Below are 17,421 nucleotides of genomic sequence, written 5' to 3' on the forward strand. Positions count from 1 at the left end.
GCTGAGTCGGCTGTCCGGATTTTGTCTTCGGCTCCGGATGGAGATGACATCGCTGAGTCGGCTGTCCGGATTTTATTCTTACACAGCGAAATCAGCACCCGGAATCGCCAAATCCAGACTGCTTCCCGCTAAACCTGCTCCCCCTTCGTTCGCAGGCATGAGTTAGACACGCAGAAGCCCCGCCACTTGCACAAAGATGAAAAACACCCGCCGAAGCGGGTGTTGCCAATCTACTTCATTGCCCTCTGTCCGATATCGCTGCGGTGGAACAGGTCCTCTGATTCATATTCAACCTGCGCCACACCTGTATAGGCCTCTTCGAGCGCATCCTCGATGGTGGCGCCGTGGCCGCAGACGAGCAGCACCCTGCCGCCGGAAGTGACGGGTGTTCCTGCATCCGTACGGCTCAATCCGCTGACAAAGCTCCTGGTGGATATGACTTCAGGTATATTGACGGCTTTCCCTTTTTCATAATCACCCGGATAGCCTTTGCTTGCGAGCATCACGCCCGCGACAAAACCTTCCTTCCACTCCAGCTCGAATGGTTTTTTTGTATACATATGCTCCAGCACTTCTCCCAGGTCGCTTTTCAGCAGGCTGAGGAGCACCTGTGCCTCAGGATCGCCGAATCTCGCATTGAATTCTATGACCTTGACGCCGTCTTCAGTGACCATGGCGCCGAGGTACATCACGCCGAAGTAGCTGAGCCCCTCATCCATCATCGCCCGGGTCATCGGTTTGACGATCTTCTCGACCGCTTCGATCCGGGCACTTTCGGGGATATGCGTCACTGGCGCATACGCCCCCATGCCGCCGGTGTTCGGCCCCTCGTCCCCGTCGAATGCCCGTTTATGATCCTGTGCCATCACTTCGAAAGGATAGATGAATTCCTCATTCACAAGCACCATCAGACTGAACTCTTCACCTTCCAGGTACTCCTCGATGACGACCTGACCTTCCGAGCCGTCCATCATATCATGGAGCGCTTCCCGGGCAGTCTCCTCGTCCATCGCAACGACGACGCCCTTGCCCGCGGCAAGGCCGTCCTTTTTTATGACGATCGGCGTCCCCACCTGATCAAGGTACTCCTGTGCAGCATCATAATCTGTAAACAATTCATATTTCGCGGTCGGAATATCATATTTTTTCATGATTGCTTTCGAAAATGCCTTTGAAGATTCAAGGCGCGCCTCAAATTTCCTCGGGCCGAACACTTTTATGTCATGCTGGCGTTCGAGGAAATCGACCAGGCCTTCCGAAAGGGGGGCTTCCGGGCCGATCACCGCCCACTCGACGGCTTCACGGTCGCATACTTCCGCCACTGCATTGAAATCATCGAGATCCACATCATTCGCCACTTTGGCCATCCCGCCCATCGCATAATTGCCCGGAATTGCCACAACCTCCGTCACGGACGGGGATTCGTAAAATTTCTTCACAAGTGCATGTTCGCGTCCGCCACTGCCTATCACTGCTACTTTCATTGTCGAGCCTCCATTATAAGATAAAATCCATGCCTCACGTTCAGAGCATTAATGTTTGAAATGACGCATGCCTGTGAACACCATGGCGATGCCGTGCGCGTTGCAGTAGTCGATCGACTCCTGATCACGTTTCGAACCGCCCGGCTGGATGATCGCTTTGATGCCGTGTTCATGTGCGAGCGCCACGGAATCGGGCATCGGGAAGAAGCCGTCGCTCGCGAGCACAACATCACCATCCAGCTGGATGGCCCGTTCTGCTGCGATCTTCAATGCACCGACACGGTTCATCTGACCGGCGCCGATGCCGACGGTCTGTTTATCATTGGCAAGCACGATCGCATTCGATTTGACGTGCTTCGCCACTTCCCAGGCAAGGACGAGTGCTTTCATCTGCTTTTCAGTCGGTGACGTTTCCGTCACCACGTCAATCGTCGACTCGTTCAGCCTGCCGGTGTCACGGTCCTGGACGAGATAGCCGCCGGACACGCTGACGAATTCATCGCCGTCCACTTCTTCTGTGAAGTCGACTGTGAGCAGGCGCAGGTTCTCTTTATTGTCGAACACTTCAAGTGCGCCGTTCGTATAGGACGGTGCGATGACGACTTCCAGGAATATTTTGCTCATCGCTTCCGCCGCCGCACTGTCCACCGGCCGGTTCAGGGCGATGATGCCCCCGAAGATCGACTGGCTGTCCGCTTCGAATGCATTGTTGAATGCCTCGACCATCGTCTCACCCGTGCCGACGCCGCATGGATTCATGTGCTTGACGGCGACCGCCACAGGCAGGTCGAACTTCTTGGCGAGCGCAAATGCACTGTCTGCGTCACGCAGGTTGTTGTAGCTGAGCTGCTTGCCCTGCAGCACCTGCGCATTCAGGATGGTGTTCTTATCTTCCGTCGTCTTGACGAGTTTCGCATCCTGGTGCGGGTTCTCACCGTACCTCAACGTGCGCTCGCTGTCCGTGAAATAGCTGACGATTGCACGGTCGTATTCGGCAGTATGCCTGAACGCACGGATGCTTAATGTACGGCGGTATTCGAGATCCAGTGTGCCCGCTTCGATATGCCCGAGCACTTCATCATAATCCTGCGGATTGACGACGGTCGTGACATGCTTGAAATTCTTCGCTGCCGCACGGAGCATCGTCGGACCGCCGATATCGATGTTTTCCACCGCTTCGGCCTCAGTCACACCTTCTTTGGCGACCGTTTCCCTGAACGGGTAGAGGTTGACCACGACGAGGTCGATCGCCTCGATCGCGTTCGACTTCATTTCCTCCGCGTGGGACGGGTTGTCACGGTCTGCCAGGATGCCGCCGTGGACTTTCGGATGGAGCGTCTTCACACGCCCGTCCATGATTTCTTCAAACTGCGTCAGATCACTGACACTGGAAACGTCGATGCCGAAACTTTTGATCTTCTCGTACGTTCCGCCCGTGGAATAAATTTCATAGCCTGCCCGGGAGAGCCCCTGCACAAAATTTTCGAGTCCTGCCTTGTTGGATACGCTGATTAATGCTTTCACTATTCGTCCTCCTCACCTTTTGCTAAAACCAATTTCACTGCCTGCGGATACAGCTGGTATTCGACGCTGTGGATTTTATCCTCAAGATCTGCGAGTGTGTCTTCCGGATCGACCCCGACCGGCACCTGGGCGATGATCTCACCCGTATCGATGCCGGCGTCGACGAAATGCACGGTCACACCCGTCTCACCGACGCCGGCGCGGAATGCATCACCGATCGCATCCGCACCTTTGAAGTCCGGGAGCAGCGACGGGTGGATGTTGATGATCTTTCCTGGATACCTCCCGACGAAATCCGCGGATAGGATCCGCATGAAGCCTGCAAGCAGTATATACTCTATATTATACATCTTCAGAACATTCAGTATATCACTTTCGAAATCCGCCCTGCCATCGTATTTCGAACGCTCGACGACAATATAGTCGATATCATGGTTGATCGCGCGCTGGATTGCATAGGCTTCATTGTAATCGGATATCAAAAGGGCGATGTCGATACCCGTCTGAGCCTGCTTTCGGACGAGGTTTTCAAAATTGGTCCCGCCGCCGGACGCAAAGACCGCCACGCGTGGTCTACTCATGGATCGTGATGCCTTCATTGCCGGTGATCGTACCGATTGCGACCGCTTTTTCACCTTCGGCCTTCAAATGGGCGAGGGCCGCTTCAGCGTCCCCTTCATCCACGATGACCACGAAGCCGATGCCCATGTTGAAGACGTTATATGCTTCATCCATTTCAATCCCGCCCTGTTCAATCAGCCACTGGATGATGGCCGGCAGCTCGATGTCTTTCGTCGAAACGTCGACACCCAGGTTTTCAGGGATGGCGCGCGGAAGGTTTTCAACGAACCCGCCGCCTGTGATATGGCTCATCGCTTTGATGTCCACTTTTTCCATCAGGTGTCTCACCTGCGGCACGTAGATGCGCGTCGGCTCGAGCAGCAGGTCGATCAGCTTCTCATCTTCGAGGTCCGCCTCCACATCGATATTATTGTCTGAAATGATCTTCCTCACCAGGCTGTAACCGTTGGAGTGCACACCGCTCGAAGGCAGGCCGATGATGACGTCACCCGCTTTCACCGTCGAACCGTCGATGTATTCATCCTTTTCGACCGCACCGACCGCAAACCCTGCGATATCATACTCACCCGGCCCGTACATGCTGCCCATCTCGGCCGTCTCGCCGCCGATCAGGGCACAGCCCGCCTGGACGCAACCGGCCGACACACCTTTGACGATATCTGCGACCGTTTCCGGCACCACCTTTTCGACTGCTATGTAATCCAGGAAGTAAAGCGGTTCCGCACCGGTCGTCAAAATATCATTCACACACATCGCCACGGCATCGATGCCGATCGTATCATGCCTGTCATGATCGATTGCAAGCTTCAGTTTCGTGCCGACCCCGTCGGTGCCCGATACAAGCACCGGCTGCTTCAGGTTCAGCTGTGACAGGTCAAACCCTGCGCCAAAGCCGCCCAGGCCCCCGAGCACTTCCGGACGCCTCGTCTGCTTCACATGTGACTTCATCTGCTCGACCGCTTCGTAGCCGGCTTCGATATCGACGCCGGCCTGTTTATACTGCTCGCTCATCACTACACTCCTTTTTGTTTTAGATCTTTTTCCTGAGGAAGGATCGTTTCCTCGATGTCGATCGGGTAATTCCCGGTGAAACAGGCATCACACTGACCTTTTGACCCGAAGCCGTAGTACACTTCATGCATCCTGTCCACGGACAGGTAAGTCAGGGAATCCGCGCCGATTTCCTCACGGATCTCCTCCGGATTCTTCCTGCTTGCGATGATCTCCGCATGCGTCGATACGTCAATGCCGTAATAACAAGGGTTTTTGAGCGGCGGGGAGGACACACCCATGTGCACTTCCTCAGCACCCGCCTGCTTCAATGCCTTGACGATGAAGCGGCTGGTCGTCCCGCGCACGATCGAATCGTCTATGACGATCACCCGTTTGCCTTCGACGATATCCCTGACCGGGGAGAGCTTCATGCGCACCGCACGCTCCCTCGCCTCCTGCCCCGGTGTGATGAATGTCCTGCCGACATAACGGTTCTTCAGCAGCCCCTGCTCCTGCCTGATGCCGGTTGCTTCACTGAAACCGTTTGCCGCGGCAAGCGATGAGTCGGGCACACCGATGACGATGTCCGCCTCGACGTCCATTTCAGTTGCGAGGGCCCTGCCCAGTTCTTTCCTTATCCTGTACGTCGAAGTGTTCCTGAATTCGGAGTCCGCCCGTGCAAAATAGATGTATTCCATCGAACACATATGCGGACTGGTCCTTTCAGTATAATGGTCAAAATCGATGCCGTCATCCGTGATGGTGATCACTTCACCCGCTTCGATGTCCCGTATATACTCCGCACCGATCGCCGTGAACGCACATGTCTCGCTCGCCACGCAGTACGCCCCGTCCTTCTGCCCGAGCATCAGCGGGCGGACGCCGTGTTTATCAAGTGCGACCGTCAGGCTGTCCTCATGCATGATTACAAATGCGAAGGCACCTTTCAGCTGTCTCAGGACTTTTTTTATTTTACTTTTACGATTGCCGGTTTTCTCACGCCGGAGTAAGTGAGCGAAAACTTCAGAATCTGAAGTCGTCTGAAATATCGCCCCGTCGTCTTCCAGAGCCCTGCGCACATTCATGGCGTTGACCAGATTGCCATTTTGCGCAAGCCCAAGGTCACCTGTATGACTTTTGAACAGAAATGGCTGGACATTCGACAGTTCACTGCCACCTGTGGTTGCGTAGCGCACATGCCCGATCGCATGGGGAAAAGGTTTCAGTGATGCGAGCTGTTCTTTCGACAATGCTGATGTCAAAAGTCCCATCCCGCGGGCACCGAACAAATAATCCCCGCTCGAAGCGACGATGCCGGCGCCCTCCTGGCCCCGGTGCTGCAGACTGTGCAGTGCAATATATGTCAATTCACTCGCTTCCGGATGACCCCAGATTCCAAAGATTCCACATTCTTCATTCAGTCCACTGAACTCATGCATGCTGGAATTGCCCCCTTCAACGTTGCGTTGATTTCGTTTAATTCATAGGAGATGTTATAGTTTTTCGCACTGACCCTGAAGGCATCCCCCGAGAATGCACCAATTTCCCGGGCGCCCGTGATCTCAAGACCGGCCGGCGCGACAACAACATAGTTCGATGCGCTTTCGGAAAATAAAAGATCTGCCCGAACGTCCACCGCCACATCGACACCAATGTTGTAATGGCTTGCCAGCTGGGCAAGTTTGACGATCAGGCCGCCGCGCCCAATCGGTGCAATTTTGTGGATCTCACCGGAGATGTACATCTCCTTCAACATGTTGCCCCGTTCAAATTCCAAATCCAGGTCAATCTGCCTGGATACTTTCCTAATGTCACCGTCGATCAGTTTTTCAATTTGTGAACCTTGGAATTGTGCCTTCAAATCGCCGACGATGTAGAGGGCATCACCTTCAGACACCTTGTCTTCTTTTAAAATGCCGATATCTTCAATCAACCCGACCATGCCGATCACCGGCGTCGGCAATACGCTCGCTTGTTTCGTTTCATTGTAAAGGCTGACGTTTCCGGAAACGACAGGTGTGTGGAGTGTCCGGCATGCTTCTGCCATACCTTTCGTCGATGCCTCCAACTGATGGTAGATTTCCGGCTTTTCAGGAGAGCCGTAATTCAGGCAGTCTGTCATCGCCAGCGGCGTCGCACCGGTGGATATGATGTTGCGGAATGCCTGGGCCACGACCTCTTTACCGCCGTTATAGGGATCGGCATATACATAGCGGCTCTTACCGTCAATTGTCATCGATACTGCCTTGTTCGTCCCCTCGATGCGTACGATGCCCGGACCGAACCCGGATTTTTGGATGGTATTCGAACCCACCTGATTGTCGAACTGTTCATAGATGAAGTCTTTGGAAGCCATCGAAGGATGGGAGATCAAAGACTTGAATGCTGCGTCCAGGTCTTCATCCGAATAATCCCTGCGTTCGGAATCAGCTTCCGGTTGACGCCCCTCCAATATATAGACGGGCGCTTCCTCGGACAACTCCTGAACCGGAATGTCTGCATACAATTCATCCTCATAATACAGGCGCAGGCGATCATTGTCCGTGACTTCACCGATCACTGCACTGTCGACCTCCATATCATCGAACAAGTCCAGGAACTTTTGTTCCGAGCCGTCCTCGACCACAAGAAGCATACGTTCCTGCGTTTCGGAAAGCATCATTTCATATGGGGATATACCTTCTTCACGCAAAGGTACTTTGTCCAGGTTCAAAGTGATGCCCGATCCACCTTTCGCTGCCATCTCGGAACTGGATGATGTCAATCCGGCCGCACCCATATCCTGGATGCCGACAAGTTCAGGCATTTCTATCGCCGCAAGTGTCGCTTCCATCAGTTTCCTGCCTGTGAACGGGTCACCGATTTGGACGGACGGACGTTTCGCCTCTGAGTTCTCCGAAAGTTCCTCTGAAGCGAAAGATGCACCATGTATGCCATCACGGCCGGTTTTGAGGCCGACATAGACCACTTTGTTGCCGACACCTTTCGCTGTCCCCTTCTGGATCCTGTCGTGGTCGATCACGCCCACACACATTGCATTGACAAGTGGATTCGTATCATAGGACGGGTCGAATTCAACCTCTCCGGATACAGTCGGCACACCGATGCTGTTGCCGTAGCCGCCGATTCCGCTGACCACACCGCGCAGCAGCCTGCGGTTATTTTTACTTGTCAGTTCACCAAAACGCAATGAGTTCAAAAGGCCGACAGGGCGTGCACCGATCGACACGATGTCCCGGATGATGCCGCCGACCCCTGTAGCAGCGCCTTGATAAGGTTCAACTGCTGAAGGATGATTGTGTGATTCCACTTTGAAGACGACCGCCTGACCATCGCCGATGTCCACTACACCAGCCCCTTCACCGGGGCCCATCAACACTTTTTCGCCTTCGGTCGGGAATTGTCCCAAAAAAGGCTTTGAATGTTTGTATGAACAATGCTCACTCCACATGACGGAGAAAATGCCGATTTCCGTGTAGTTGGGCTCCCTGCCTAAAATCGACACGACTTTTTCATACTCCGCATCAGTCAATCCCATTTCTTTATACAGCTTCTGCTCTTTAATATCTGTCTCAGTAGGTTCAACGAACTGTTTCATGATTTTCCTCCCACGATTTAAGATCCTCAAATAATTTAAAACCGTCCCGGCTGCCGAGAATGGATTCCAATGCTCTCTCAGGATGGGGCATCATGCCCAGGACATTCCCTTTTTTGTTGATGATTCCTGCGATATCCCCTCTGGAACCATTTGGATTCTCGTTATACTTCAAAATGATCTGATCATTATCTTTCAGGTCTGCATATACCTCATCCGTACAGAAATAACAGCCTTCGCCATGGGCGATCGGAAAAATCACATCTTCGTCCTTTGAATAGCTTTTCGTGAACTTCGTTTTATCATTCACTATTTTCAATGACGCATCGCGTGATATGAAAGTATGACCGGTGTTCCGGATCAGTGCACCAGGCAGAAGTCCGATTTCCGTCAATATTTGAAAGCCATTGCAGATGCCCACCACCGGACGGCCTTCATCGGCCATACGGATGACGGCTTTTGTAATCGGTGCAACGCTTGCCATCGCACCTGTCCTCAAGTAGTCCCCGAAAGAGAATCCGCCGGGGATCAAAACGCCGTCGAACCCTTCAAGCGAAGTTTCCCTGTAATCCACATACTCCGCCTCTGCCCCTGCTTTGACGGCTGCATTGTATAGGTCACGGTCACAGTTTGAGCCTGGAAAACGTATCACTGCGTATCTCATCATACCGTCTCCCCATCCAGGATTTTATATTCATATGTCTCGATGACGGTGTTTGCGAATAACCGTTCCGACAAAGAGTTGACGATTTCATCAATCTTGGCCGGTTCGGACTCATCTATATCAAAATAAAGTACTTTGCCCACACGGATATTTGATATTTCATCATGTCCAAAATCTTTGACGGCACGGTCGAGGGCCTCACCTTGTGTATCCAGCACCTGCTCCTGTAATGTGATGATCAGTTCGATTTTCTTCATTATTTCGTCTCCTTCATTTTTTCATAAAATTTTTGGTAGGTATCCACTATGGATCCGGTCTTTTCACGGTATACATCTTTATCGAAATTCTCTCCGGTCCCGACATCCCAGATGCGGCATGTGTCTGGGGAGATTTCGTCGGCAAGGAGTATGTTGCCTTTCTTGTCACGGCCGAACTCTATCTTGAAGTCGACCAGTTGGAGCCCCATCTTCTCCATGATATCGATCAGTGCGACATTGATCTGATTTGCACGCTTTCTCAGTTCATCAATCTCGTCGTGACTCGCGATATCCATGTGGATCACATGTGCGCGGGTGAGGAGCGGATCCCCCAATGAATCATCCTTCAGGAAGAATTCTACAAGGGGCGGCGCAAACTCCTCGCCCTTTTTGAAGCCGAGGCGGTCGATGATGTTGCCGGCTGCCAGGTTCCTTACGACGACCTCCATCGGTATCATGTCGACGCGGCGGACAAGCTGTGTGGTCTCCCCGGTCTTTTCTATGAAATGGGAAGGGATGCCTGCGTCTTCAAGCCGCCCGAAAATATCAGAGGTGATGAGGTTGATGAGCCGTCCCTTACCCGGTGCAAAATCGTGTCTCAATCCGTTGCCTGCCGTCACCTCATCCTTGTACTCGACCTCGAGGACGAACGGGTCGCCGGTTTCGAACATGCGTTTCGCTTTTCCTTCATACAGCAATGTCATGTCTTTCACTCCTTTTCAAAGTCTCTTTTCAAACGCTCCAAAGTCTCTTCCACATCATCCGCAAGCATCGTCACGTGCCCCATCTTACGTTCGGGTTTGCGTGCAGTCTTTCCGTACAGATGGACATGCCATTCCGGGTGCTCGTAGAGGTCGGTGTCGAGCCTGTCGAGGTCCTGTCCGAGCAGATTCATCATGACCGCCGGGCCGTGCTGGAGGACTTTCGGCATCGGCTGCCCCGTCACTGCAAGTATGTGGGCATCGAATTGCGAGATGCTGCATGATTCGATCGTATGGTGCGCGGAGTTGTGCGGACGCGGTGCAATTTCATTCACGTACAGCGCACCTGACGTGTCGATGAAGAATTCAATCGTGAACACTCCGGTGAAATGGAGTTTATTCATGATTTTCTTTACTTCGTCCTCAGCTTCCTTCTGGACGTCGATTCTTGAAGGTGCAATCGTCCTGTAAAGGATCTGATTTCTGTGCAGGTTCTCCTGCAGCGGGAAAATGATCGTCTCACCATTCGTGCTTCTCGCGACCGTGAGGGAGACTTCCCGTTCCAGATCCAGATACTTCTCTGCAATGAACTGTGTGTCCCCGTAGGGGATCGCTTCGTTTTCAAGAGTATCGTCGGAGTCGATCACATACTGACCTTTTCCGTCATAGCCGCCCGTCGCCGTCTTCACGATGACCGGCCAGCCTTCCTTTTCTGCGAATGCCCTGACGTCTTCATCGCCTGCGACACTTGCAAACGGCACGACTTTTGCTCCGGATTGTTCAACTGCACCTTTTTCCGTTTCCCGGTTTTGGAGTGCAAGCAGCGTTCCTGCACCCTGCGGTACATAGTAATCTGATACCATGTGTTCCAGAAGCGGCCCGTCGATGTTTTCGAATTCGTAAGTGATGATGTCCGAGGCGTCACCGAGCTGCTTCAGCGCCTCTTCATCGTCGAATGCCGCATTGATGAATAAGTGACTCGTCGCCTTCGCCGGTGCATCTTCCGACGGATCGAGCACCGCCACTTTGTAGCCCATCCTGAGCGCACTCTGCGCGAGCATCTTGCCCAGTTGTCCGCCGCCGATGATGCCGATTGTTGCTCCCGGATAAATCCTTCTACTTAAGGTCATTCTGCATAGCCTCCACTTTATCTTCCAATGATTGAGTATATTGTGATAACTTCAAATCGATATCCTCATCCGATATCGCAAGCATTTTAGCTGCGAGGATACCGGCATTCTTCGCGCCCGCTTCACCGATTGCCGTCGTCGCGACCGGGATCCCCCCCGGCATCTGGACGATTGAGAGCAATGAATCGAGTCCTTTCAGCGCTTTCGATTCGATCGGCACCCCGATCACCGGCAGATTCGTCAGGCTCGCCACCATGCCCGGCAGGTGCGCTGCGCCCCCGGCCCCGGCGATGATCACTTTGAGCCCTCTCTGCTGGGCACCCTCTGCATAGGCCACCATCTCTTTCGGTGTGCGGTGCGCACTGACCACTTCCGCCTCATATTTGATATCAAATTCCCCGAGCATTTCCGCCGCGAGTTTCATGGTCGGCCAGTCCGAAGAACTGCCCATAATAATGCCAACGGTCATCATTTCATCCTCCTGATTATCCTAAAGTCGAATGTTCTTCTTCATTCTATCAACTAAAAGTATGTAATTCAACTTAATTACGAACATTATTTTATTTAAAAGATTTAACGTTTGTGTATACGAACGATGCAGGGGTGAGAAGGCACCTAATGTTCGTGAAATTTCTTTCATTGAAATTTCTGTGTCTTTCGTACATAATGTATATGGATATAAAGATAACATTAGGAGGAACTTTTTATGACTGCTGAAATTTTAAACGGCCGCGAGATCGCAAAAGATTACCGCGCAGGCCTTGCAGAAGAAGTGGAAAAATTAAAATCAAAGGGCATCACGCCAAACCTGACGGTAGTGATCGCCGGTAACGACGGTGCTTCATTGAGCTACGTCAGATCCAAAAATAAAGCCGCTGAAAAAATCGGCATGACTTCCGATATCGTTCATCTCGACGAAGACGCTTCGGAAGAAGACGTCCTGAACGAAGTGAAACGCCTGAACAATGATGATGCTGTACACGGCATCCTCGTACAGGTGCCGCTCCCGGATCAGGTCGATGAAAATAAAGTGCTTGAAGCCATCTCACCTGAGAAAGACGTGGATGGTTTCAGCCCGGTCAACATCGGACGCCTGTATACAGGTCAGCGCACTTTCGTACCGTGTACACCGCTCGGCATCATGGAACTGCTGAAGCACACAGGCTCTTTGGAAGGTAAAGAGGTCGCGGTCATCGGACGTTCACACATCGTCGGCCAGCCTGTCGCCAAATTGCTGATTGATCAAAATGCGACGGTGACGGTGATGCACTCACGCACTAAAGACATGGTTGAGAAGTTGAAGAACTTCGATGTCGTCGTCTCAGCAGTCGGTAAGCCGGGGCTTGTGAAAGGTTCCGACCTGAAGGAAGGCGCAATCGTCATCGATGTGGGCAACACGATGGTCGACGACAAACTTGTCGGTGATGTCGACTACGACTCAGCTGCCGAAGTTGCAAGCCATATCACACCAGTACCAGGCGGTGTCGGTCCACTCACCATCACAATGGTCCTGAACAACACACTGCTTGCAGCAAAATGGAATAAAGGCATCGAATAATATTGGCATTGAGGAAACCCCGGTCAGGCGACCGGGGTTTTTATTGTTTAAGGGAGGATGATCATTAAATTTCGGTTCACCATCCTTGGCATTCACCAATCGAGACACTGTTAGAGTGTCATCACCACCTCGTTAGCCAATCGAGACACCGTTAAAGTGTCATCACCACCTCGTTCAGCAATCGAGACGCCGTTAAAGTGTCATCACCACCTCGTTCACCCATCGAGACGCCGTTAAAGTGTTAGCACCACCTCGTTCAGCAATCGAGACGCCGTTAAGACCAACCCCCCAGTTCAATCATAATAAAAGCCAAGATCCTTAAATAAAAACTCATATTCCAGACAGGGGTTCTCATATTTCGCATACCGTCCTGAATCGATCAATTTAAAATGTCTGCCCAAAAGTTCACTCACACGCTTTTTGGTCACCACACCTTCTAGAAATTGATGGACTTCCCCCACCTTCAAATCCCGCTCATGACGCAGCACCCCGTACTCACATATCGTGCGGAGCACCGCCTTCTCCTTCGGCTCGACATGACCGCAGCGGCAGCGCACGTGATAACGGCCCACCTCAATCAGGAATCCGCCGCACAACCCGCAGCAGATACCTTTCATCAGGCGGTCGAATTCCGTATCTGACAGTTCACGCGGCCGATACGGACAGTCGATCATGAACGTCTCCACCGCCCGGGCCGTCCTGCCGATGTCCAAAAACTCATTCCAATTTTCTTCAGTGGCCATATGCTGTATCCTGCGTTTGATTTCACTTCTCCTCACGACCTCCACATCGGCATCATCCCTCACCTGCACATCACTATGCGCATTGGTGAAGACGATCATCCCCCTCAAAGCACCCCGCGCCCCGATCCTGCGGTGCATCACGCCCACCTTCTCCATCGATCGCTTCAACTGGATGAAGATATCTTTATTCAGCCTCTTACCGCCGCTGAACCACTTCCCTTCAATATATTCCAGGTCACTCGAATAATTCTTGACGTCAAATACATACATCCCTTCACCTGTGATGACCATCGTATCGATCTGAGTGATGCCGCCCGCATCGATCCATACATCCTTGAAGACTTTCCAGTGCGGGCGCCCGAACTGTTCCAGCCAGTCATCAAATTCACACTCGCCCTCATGACCCGACTTCAACCGCTGCAGCTCCCGGGCAGCCTCCCCATCACCGCCGCCGCGCTTAGACAGAATATGCAACCACTGGTGTTCCAATGTCTTAATCCGCATAATAAAAAAACCTCCCGTCTTCCGTATATGAATGAAAGGAATAAAACACCCTTCACTTATATATGCCGAAAAACAGGAGTTTTGATTTTTTCCGTCTTCAAGTTTATAAATTTTCCTGAGTTGAAATGTCAGCCCCTCCATATGATGAACACGAGATAGACCAGATAAAAGAGGACAAGGACGACGCCTTCGCTCCTGCGGAGATGATGTTCGGTCTTGGCAAATATGAACAACATCAGGGTCGCCAGTATCACAAGCACCATATCGAATATGATGATGCGGCTCACGGCGAGCGGCATGATCACCGAAGCGAGTCCGGTCACGAACAGGATGTTCAAAATGTTGCTGCCGATCATGTTGCCGAGCGCCATCTGGGTCTCACCTTTGAAGGCCGCCATGACCGAGGTCACGAGCTCCGGGAGGGATGTCCCGAGCGCGACGATGGTCAGACCGACCAGGGCCTGCGACATGCCGAGCGCCACGGCGATCTCAGATGCACTCGAGACCACCAGCTCACCGCCGAGTACAATCCCTGCAAGGCCGATCATGAGCACGATGATCAATTTCGCCCAGCCGGCGCTCCGGGCCTCATCAGCGACCTTCAACCGGACCTCGTCATCCAGCGTCGACACTTTGGCACGCTTCGCCTTTTTGAATATGTAGTACATATAAACCCCCAGACCGATCAGCAGGATGGTGCCGTCCACCCTTGAGATGATGCTGTCCTCCGCACCGCTGTACCATCTTTCCCCGACAAGCAGGAGCATGAGTACAGACGCACCGAGTGCAAATATCGTATCCCTGTCCGCCACTTCCCTCTCCACTGCGATGGGCGCCACGATGACGGTGAGTCCCAGCACCAGCGTGATGTTTATGATATTGCTGCCGACGACATTACCGGCCACCATATCGCCGTTGCCTTCCAGGGCCGCAATGATGCTGACCACAGCCTCCGGTGCACTCGTCCCGAACGCGATGATCGTGAGTCCGATGATGATCGGGGAAATGCTCAATTTTTTTGCGATCGTCGAGGCACTGTCGACGAACCAGTCCGCCCCCTTGATCAGGAGCACGAATCCCGCCACAAGCCAAACGTAAGTCATAGAAGTCCCTCCTCGTCAGTCTATCTGTTATTTACCCACTTTTTTGATAAATAAAGACCCCGGGCAGAATGTACTCTGCCGGGGCCCCGCACCCATGATATCCCACCTTAGTTGGAAGACGCGACCGTTTCGCCGATCACGCTCATCTTCGGTCCGAACGGCTCGAAGTGGATGTCCGCTTCCCTGAAGCCGACTTCATGCAGCACTTTGATCATCGCATTCATGAAGTGCATGGAACCGCAGATGTACACGCTCCTGTCCTCCAGACCCTTGAAATCTTCGTGCGTCAAATAACCTGATTCGTCGCTGTATTTTATTTTCACGTCAATCTGCTCTCCAAATGCCTTCATCTCATCCTTGAAAGGATGCATCTCTTCATTCTGCACGCTGTAAATGAACTTCGAGTCCTTATCGGCAGCAATCGCCTCTTCGATCATCGCCATGACGGGCGTTGCACCGACGCCACCTGCGATGAACAGATATTTTTCCTCTTCATGATTCAAGAGGAAATCGCCTGCAGGCGCACTCAGTTCAAGCGTGTCACCGACCTGGATGTCATCATGCATATGATGGGAGACGACGCCGGCCTTGTCGTCCGCACCTTCTTTCTTCACGGCAAACTGCAGACCTTCGTCCGTGCTGATGGAGCAGATCGAGTAGTGGCGCAGCGCCTCATATGGATAATCCGACGGATCCACTTTGACTGTGACGTACTGACCTGCACGGAGGTCGTATTCCACTTCATCGCTCTTGACGGTGTAGCGGACGATGTCTTTTGACAGCTGATCCTTCTTCACCACTTCAAAAGGCACGAAACCGTCCCAGTCGGCTGTCTGGTACATGCCGTTTTCAACATCGATGAATATCTGCGCAATTTCACCGTAATATTCCTCCCATGCATCCAGGATTTCAGGCGTCGCTGCATCCCCGAGCACTTCCTTGATGCCTTCAAGTAGGTTTTCACCTACGATCGGATAATGTTCAGGTCTGACATTGAGGGCGCGGTGTTTATGTGCGATGCCGATGACCGCAGGCACGATCGCCTCCAGATCGTCGATATGGCGGGCTGCCTGCAGCACGGTGAATGCAAGCGCCTTGGGCTGGTCCCCGACTGTCTGGTTCGTCTGATTGAACATGTTCAATAATTCCGGGTGTTTTTTGAACATGTTCTGGTAAAATACCGTGGTGATCGTTGTGCCGTGTGCTTCCAATGCAGGTACAGTGGCCTTGATGATTTCTTTTTTATGAGGTTCCATGAAAACGCTCCCTTTACATAAGATATATATTTTATACATCTTTAATGGTATACTTAAAGGTATAAATTTTCAAGTCCATGAACGTCATTTCATAAATCCGTCAATACTAAATATTAGTATTGATCCATTCATTTCGAGTAAAGTATAAGTGGTGAGGTGAGAAAAGATGAAATTGACATTATACACTGATTATTCGCTCAGGGTGCTCATGTACCTCGGCACCCGTGCTGCCGATGAAAAAGTCCAGATTGATGAAATATCCGACTACTACGGCATTTCCAAAAACCATCTGACAAAGGTCGTGCATCATCTGGCCAGGCTCGATTATATCCACACTGTTCGTGGTCGCGGCGGCGGTATTATGTTAAAATATAAACCAGAAGATCTGAACGTAGGAGAAATTGTACGGAATACAGAGGATAATTTTTACATGGCCGAGTGTTTCAGGCCGGATAATGAATGTGTGCTGACGCCTGTCTGCGGACTGAAATTCGTGCTGAATGATGCACTGAACAATTATCTCAAGACTCTGGACCAGTACACGCTTCAGGATATACTACCCAAAGCACTGATGAGGTGAGCGAATGAATGTTAATTCAATAGTAAAAGTCATGGCCGGCCTGCTGCCGGTCGTCCCGATCACAGCAGACCTGGTGGATGATGCTCCGGGGGCTGAGGCTGAAGTGGCGCCGCAGTATGAAGACTACAGCGGGCCGACGATGGAGGAGGAAATTGCCGCATACAATGACAGCGTGCCGACGATCAGGGGCGTCGAGAGCATCAATGTACAGGTCGGCGACAGCTTCGATCCGATGGCCGGTGTCTATGCGCTTGATAACCGGGACGGTGACATAACGGGCAACATTCAAGTGACACAGGACAATGTGGATACCTCGACAGCCGGGGAGTACACCGTGTCGTACCGTGTCGAAAACAGCCGGAACGGCTGGTTCGAATACACGCGCCAGATCACTGTAAGTCAGGCACCTTCAGACCCGATCCCGCTCGTGCCCCCGACCGCGGCACAACTTGGCGGCGGAGGGCCTGAATCTTCCTGGGAGACATCCACCGTGCAGTTCAACAACATGGAAGATGCCGTCATCAGCACCGGTGATGATTTCGATCCGCGGGAAGACATCCGGATCATCGACACAGACGGCCGTGACATCGCGCACACCGCCTATATTTCAGGCGAGGTGGACACTGACGAGCCGGGTGAATACACGATTGCCTATGCGGTCTTCGACCAGTTCGAAAATCCGCATGCCCATGCCAGAATCATCACCGTGCAGTAGAGCGCAGCCCGCAGCAAGCGATGCCGCGGGTT

Annotated in this window: 17 protein-coding genes; 3 read left to right on the forward strand and 14 right to left on the reverse strand. The window is 52.3% G+C overall.

The annotated features are described in order from the left end of the window. Positions 1-230 precede the first annotated feature (230 nt). The 11 genes from purD to purE are packed head-to-tail and all read right to left on the reverse strand — an operon-like array spanning position 231 to position 11,399. Positions 231-1,484 carry a phosphoribosylamine--glycine ligase gene (gene purD, locus BUA12_RS04150; protein ID WP_072708576.1) on the reverse strand — a complete coding sequence of 418 codons (1,254 nt, stop codon included), beginning with the start codon at positions 1,482-1,484 and terminating at the stop codon, positions 231-233. Between the two features lie 48 nt (positions 1,485-1,532). Continuing rightward, a complete protein-coding gene (gene purH / locus BUA12_RS04155) occupies positions 1,533-3,011 on the reverse strand; it encodes a bifunctional phosphoribosylaminoimidazolecarboxamide formyltransferase/IMP cyclohydrolase (RefSeq protein ID WP_072708578.1) in 1,479 nt (492 codons plus the stop codon). Next, positions 3,008-3,589 (reverse strand): phosphoribosylglycinamide formyltransferase, encoded by a 582-nt coding sequence (gene purN, locus BUA12_RS04160; RefSeq protein ID WP_072708580.1) that lies wholly within the window; start codon positions 3,587-3,589, stop codon positions 3,008-3,010. The genes purH and purN overlap by 4 nt, the downstream gene beginning before the upstream one ends. Further along, positions 3,582-4,601 carry a phosphoribosylformylglycinamidine cyclo-ligase gene (gene purM, locus BUA12_RS04165; protein ID WP_072708582.1) on the reverse strand — a complete coding sequence of 340 codons (1,020 nt, stop codon included), beginning with the start codon at positions 4,599-4,601 and terminating at the stop codon, positions 3,582-3,584. The genes purN and purM overlap by 8 nt, the downstream gene beginning before the upstream one ends. A gap of 2 nt (positions 4,602-4,603) precedes the next feature. Then, complete coding sequence (gene purF, locus BUA12_RS04170) at positions 4,604-6,022, reverse strand: amidophosphoribosyltransferase (protein ID WP_072708584.1); 1,419 nt, start codon at positions 6,020-6,022, stop codon at positions 4,604-4,606. Continuing rightward, positions 6,001-8,181, reverse strand: coding sequence for a phosphoribosylformylglycinamidine synthase subunit PurL (gene purL / locus BUA12_RS04175; RefSeq protein WP_072708587.1), 2,181 nt, complete (start codon positions 8,179-8,181; stop codon positions 6,001-6,003). Before purL ends, purF begins: the two co-directional genes overlap by 22 nt. After that, on the reverse strand, positions 8,165-8,842 hold the full coding sequence (gene purQ / locus BUA12_RS04180; RefSeq protein WP_072708589.1) for a phosphoribosylformylglycinamidine synthase subunit PurQ: 678 nt from the start codon (positions 8,840-8,842) through the stop codon (positions 8,165-8,167). The genes purL and purQ overlap by 17 nt, the downstream gene beginning before the upstream one ends. Next, positions 8,842-9,099: a phosphoribosylformylglycinamidine synthase subunit PurS gene (gene purS, locus BUA12_RS04185; RefSeq protein ID WP_072708593.1), complete on the reverse strand. Its 258-nt coding sequence runs from the start codon at positions 9,097-9,099 to the stop codon at positions 8,842-8,844. Before purS ends, purQ begins: the two co-directional genes overlap by 1 nt. Further along, entirely contained in the window at positions 9,099-9,803 is a 705-nt protein-coding gene (purC, locus tag BUA12_RS04190; protein ID WP_072708596.1) for a phosphoribosylaminoimidazolesuccinocarboxamide synthase, read from the reverse strand. The genes purS and purC overlap by 1 nt, the downstream gene beginning before the upstream one ends. A gap of 5 nt (positions 9,804-9,808) precedes the next feature. Then, positions 9,809-10,930: a 5-(carboxyamino)imidazole ribonucleotide synthase gene (gene purK / locus BUA12_RS04195; RefSeq protein WP_072708599.1), complete on the reverse strand. Its 1,122-nt coding sequence runs from the start codon at positions 10,928-10,930 to the stop codon at positions 9,809-9,811. Then, on the reverse strand, positions 10,917-11,399 hold the full coding sequence (gene purE / locus BUA12_RS04200) for a 5-(carboxyamino)imidazole ribonucleotide mutase (protein WP_072708601.1): 483 nt from the start codon (positions 11,397-11,399) through the stop codon (positions 10,917-10,919). Before purE ends, purK begins: the two co-directional genes overlap by 14 nt. 237 nt (positions 11,400-11,636) lie before the next feature. On the opposite strand from purE, the gene folD reads away from it, so the two are divergent. Next, positions 11,637-12,488 carry a bifunctional methylenetetrahydrofolate dehydrogenase/methenyltetrahydrofolate cyclohydrolase FolD gene (folD, locus tag BUA12_RS04205; protein WP_072708603.1) on the forward strand — a complete coding sequence of 284 codons (852 nt, stop codon included), beginning with the start codon at positions 11,637-11,639 and terminating at the stop codon, positions 12,486-12,488. 293 nt (positions 12,489-12,781) lie between these two features. Here the strand turns inward: folD and BUA12_RS04210 are convergent, their stop codons facing one another. The 3 genes from BUA12_RS04210 to BUA12_RS04220 form a co-directional block, all read right to left on the reverse strand. Further along, complete coding sequence (locus BUA12_RS04210) at positions 12,782-13,735, reverse strand: nuclease-related domain-containing protein (RefSeq protein ID WP_072708605.1); 954 nt, start codon at positions 13,733-13,735, stop codon at positions 12,782-12,784. 128 nt (positions 13,736-13,863) lie between these two features. Then, positions 13,864-14,838, reverse strand: a complete 975-nt coding sequence (locus tag BUA12_RS04215) for a calcium/sodium antiporter (RefSeq protein WP_072708607.1) — start codon at positions 14,836-14,838, stop codon at positions 13,864-13,866. A gap of 107 nt (positions 14,839-14,945) precedes the next feature. Continuing rightward, positions 14,946-16,094: a globin domain-containing protein gene (locus BUA12_RS04220; protein ID WP_072708609.1), complete on the reverse strand. Its 1,149-nt coding sequence runs from the start codon at positions 16,092-16,094 to the stop codon at positions 14,946-14,948. Between the two features lie 166 nt (positions 16,095-16,260). Between BUA12_RS04220 and BUA12_RS04225 the strand changes: the two genes are divergently transcribed. Next, complete coding sequence (locus BUA12_RS04225; protein WP_072708611.1) at positions 16,261-16,674, forward strand: RrF2 family transcriptional regulator; 414 nt, start codon at positions 16,261-16,263, stop codon at positions 16,672-16,674. 4 nt (positions 16,675-16,678) lie between these two features. After that, positions 16,679-17,389, forward strand: a complete 711-nt coding sequence (locus tag BUA12_RS04230; RefSeq protein ID WP_072708613.1) for an immunoglobulin-like domain-containing protein — start codon at positions 16,679-16,681, stop codon at positions 17,387-17,389. Positions 17,390-17,421 lie beyond the last annotated feature (32 nt).

It is taken from the genome of Lacicoccus alkaliphilus DSM 16010 (assembly GCF_900142805.1).
In the GTDB taxonomy this organism is placed as follows: domain Bacteria; phylum Bacillota; class Bacilli; order Staphylococcales; family Salinicoccaceae; genus Lacicoccus; species Lacicoccus alkaliphilus.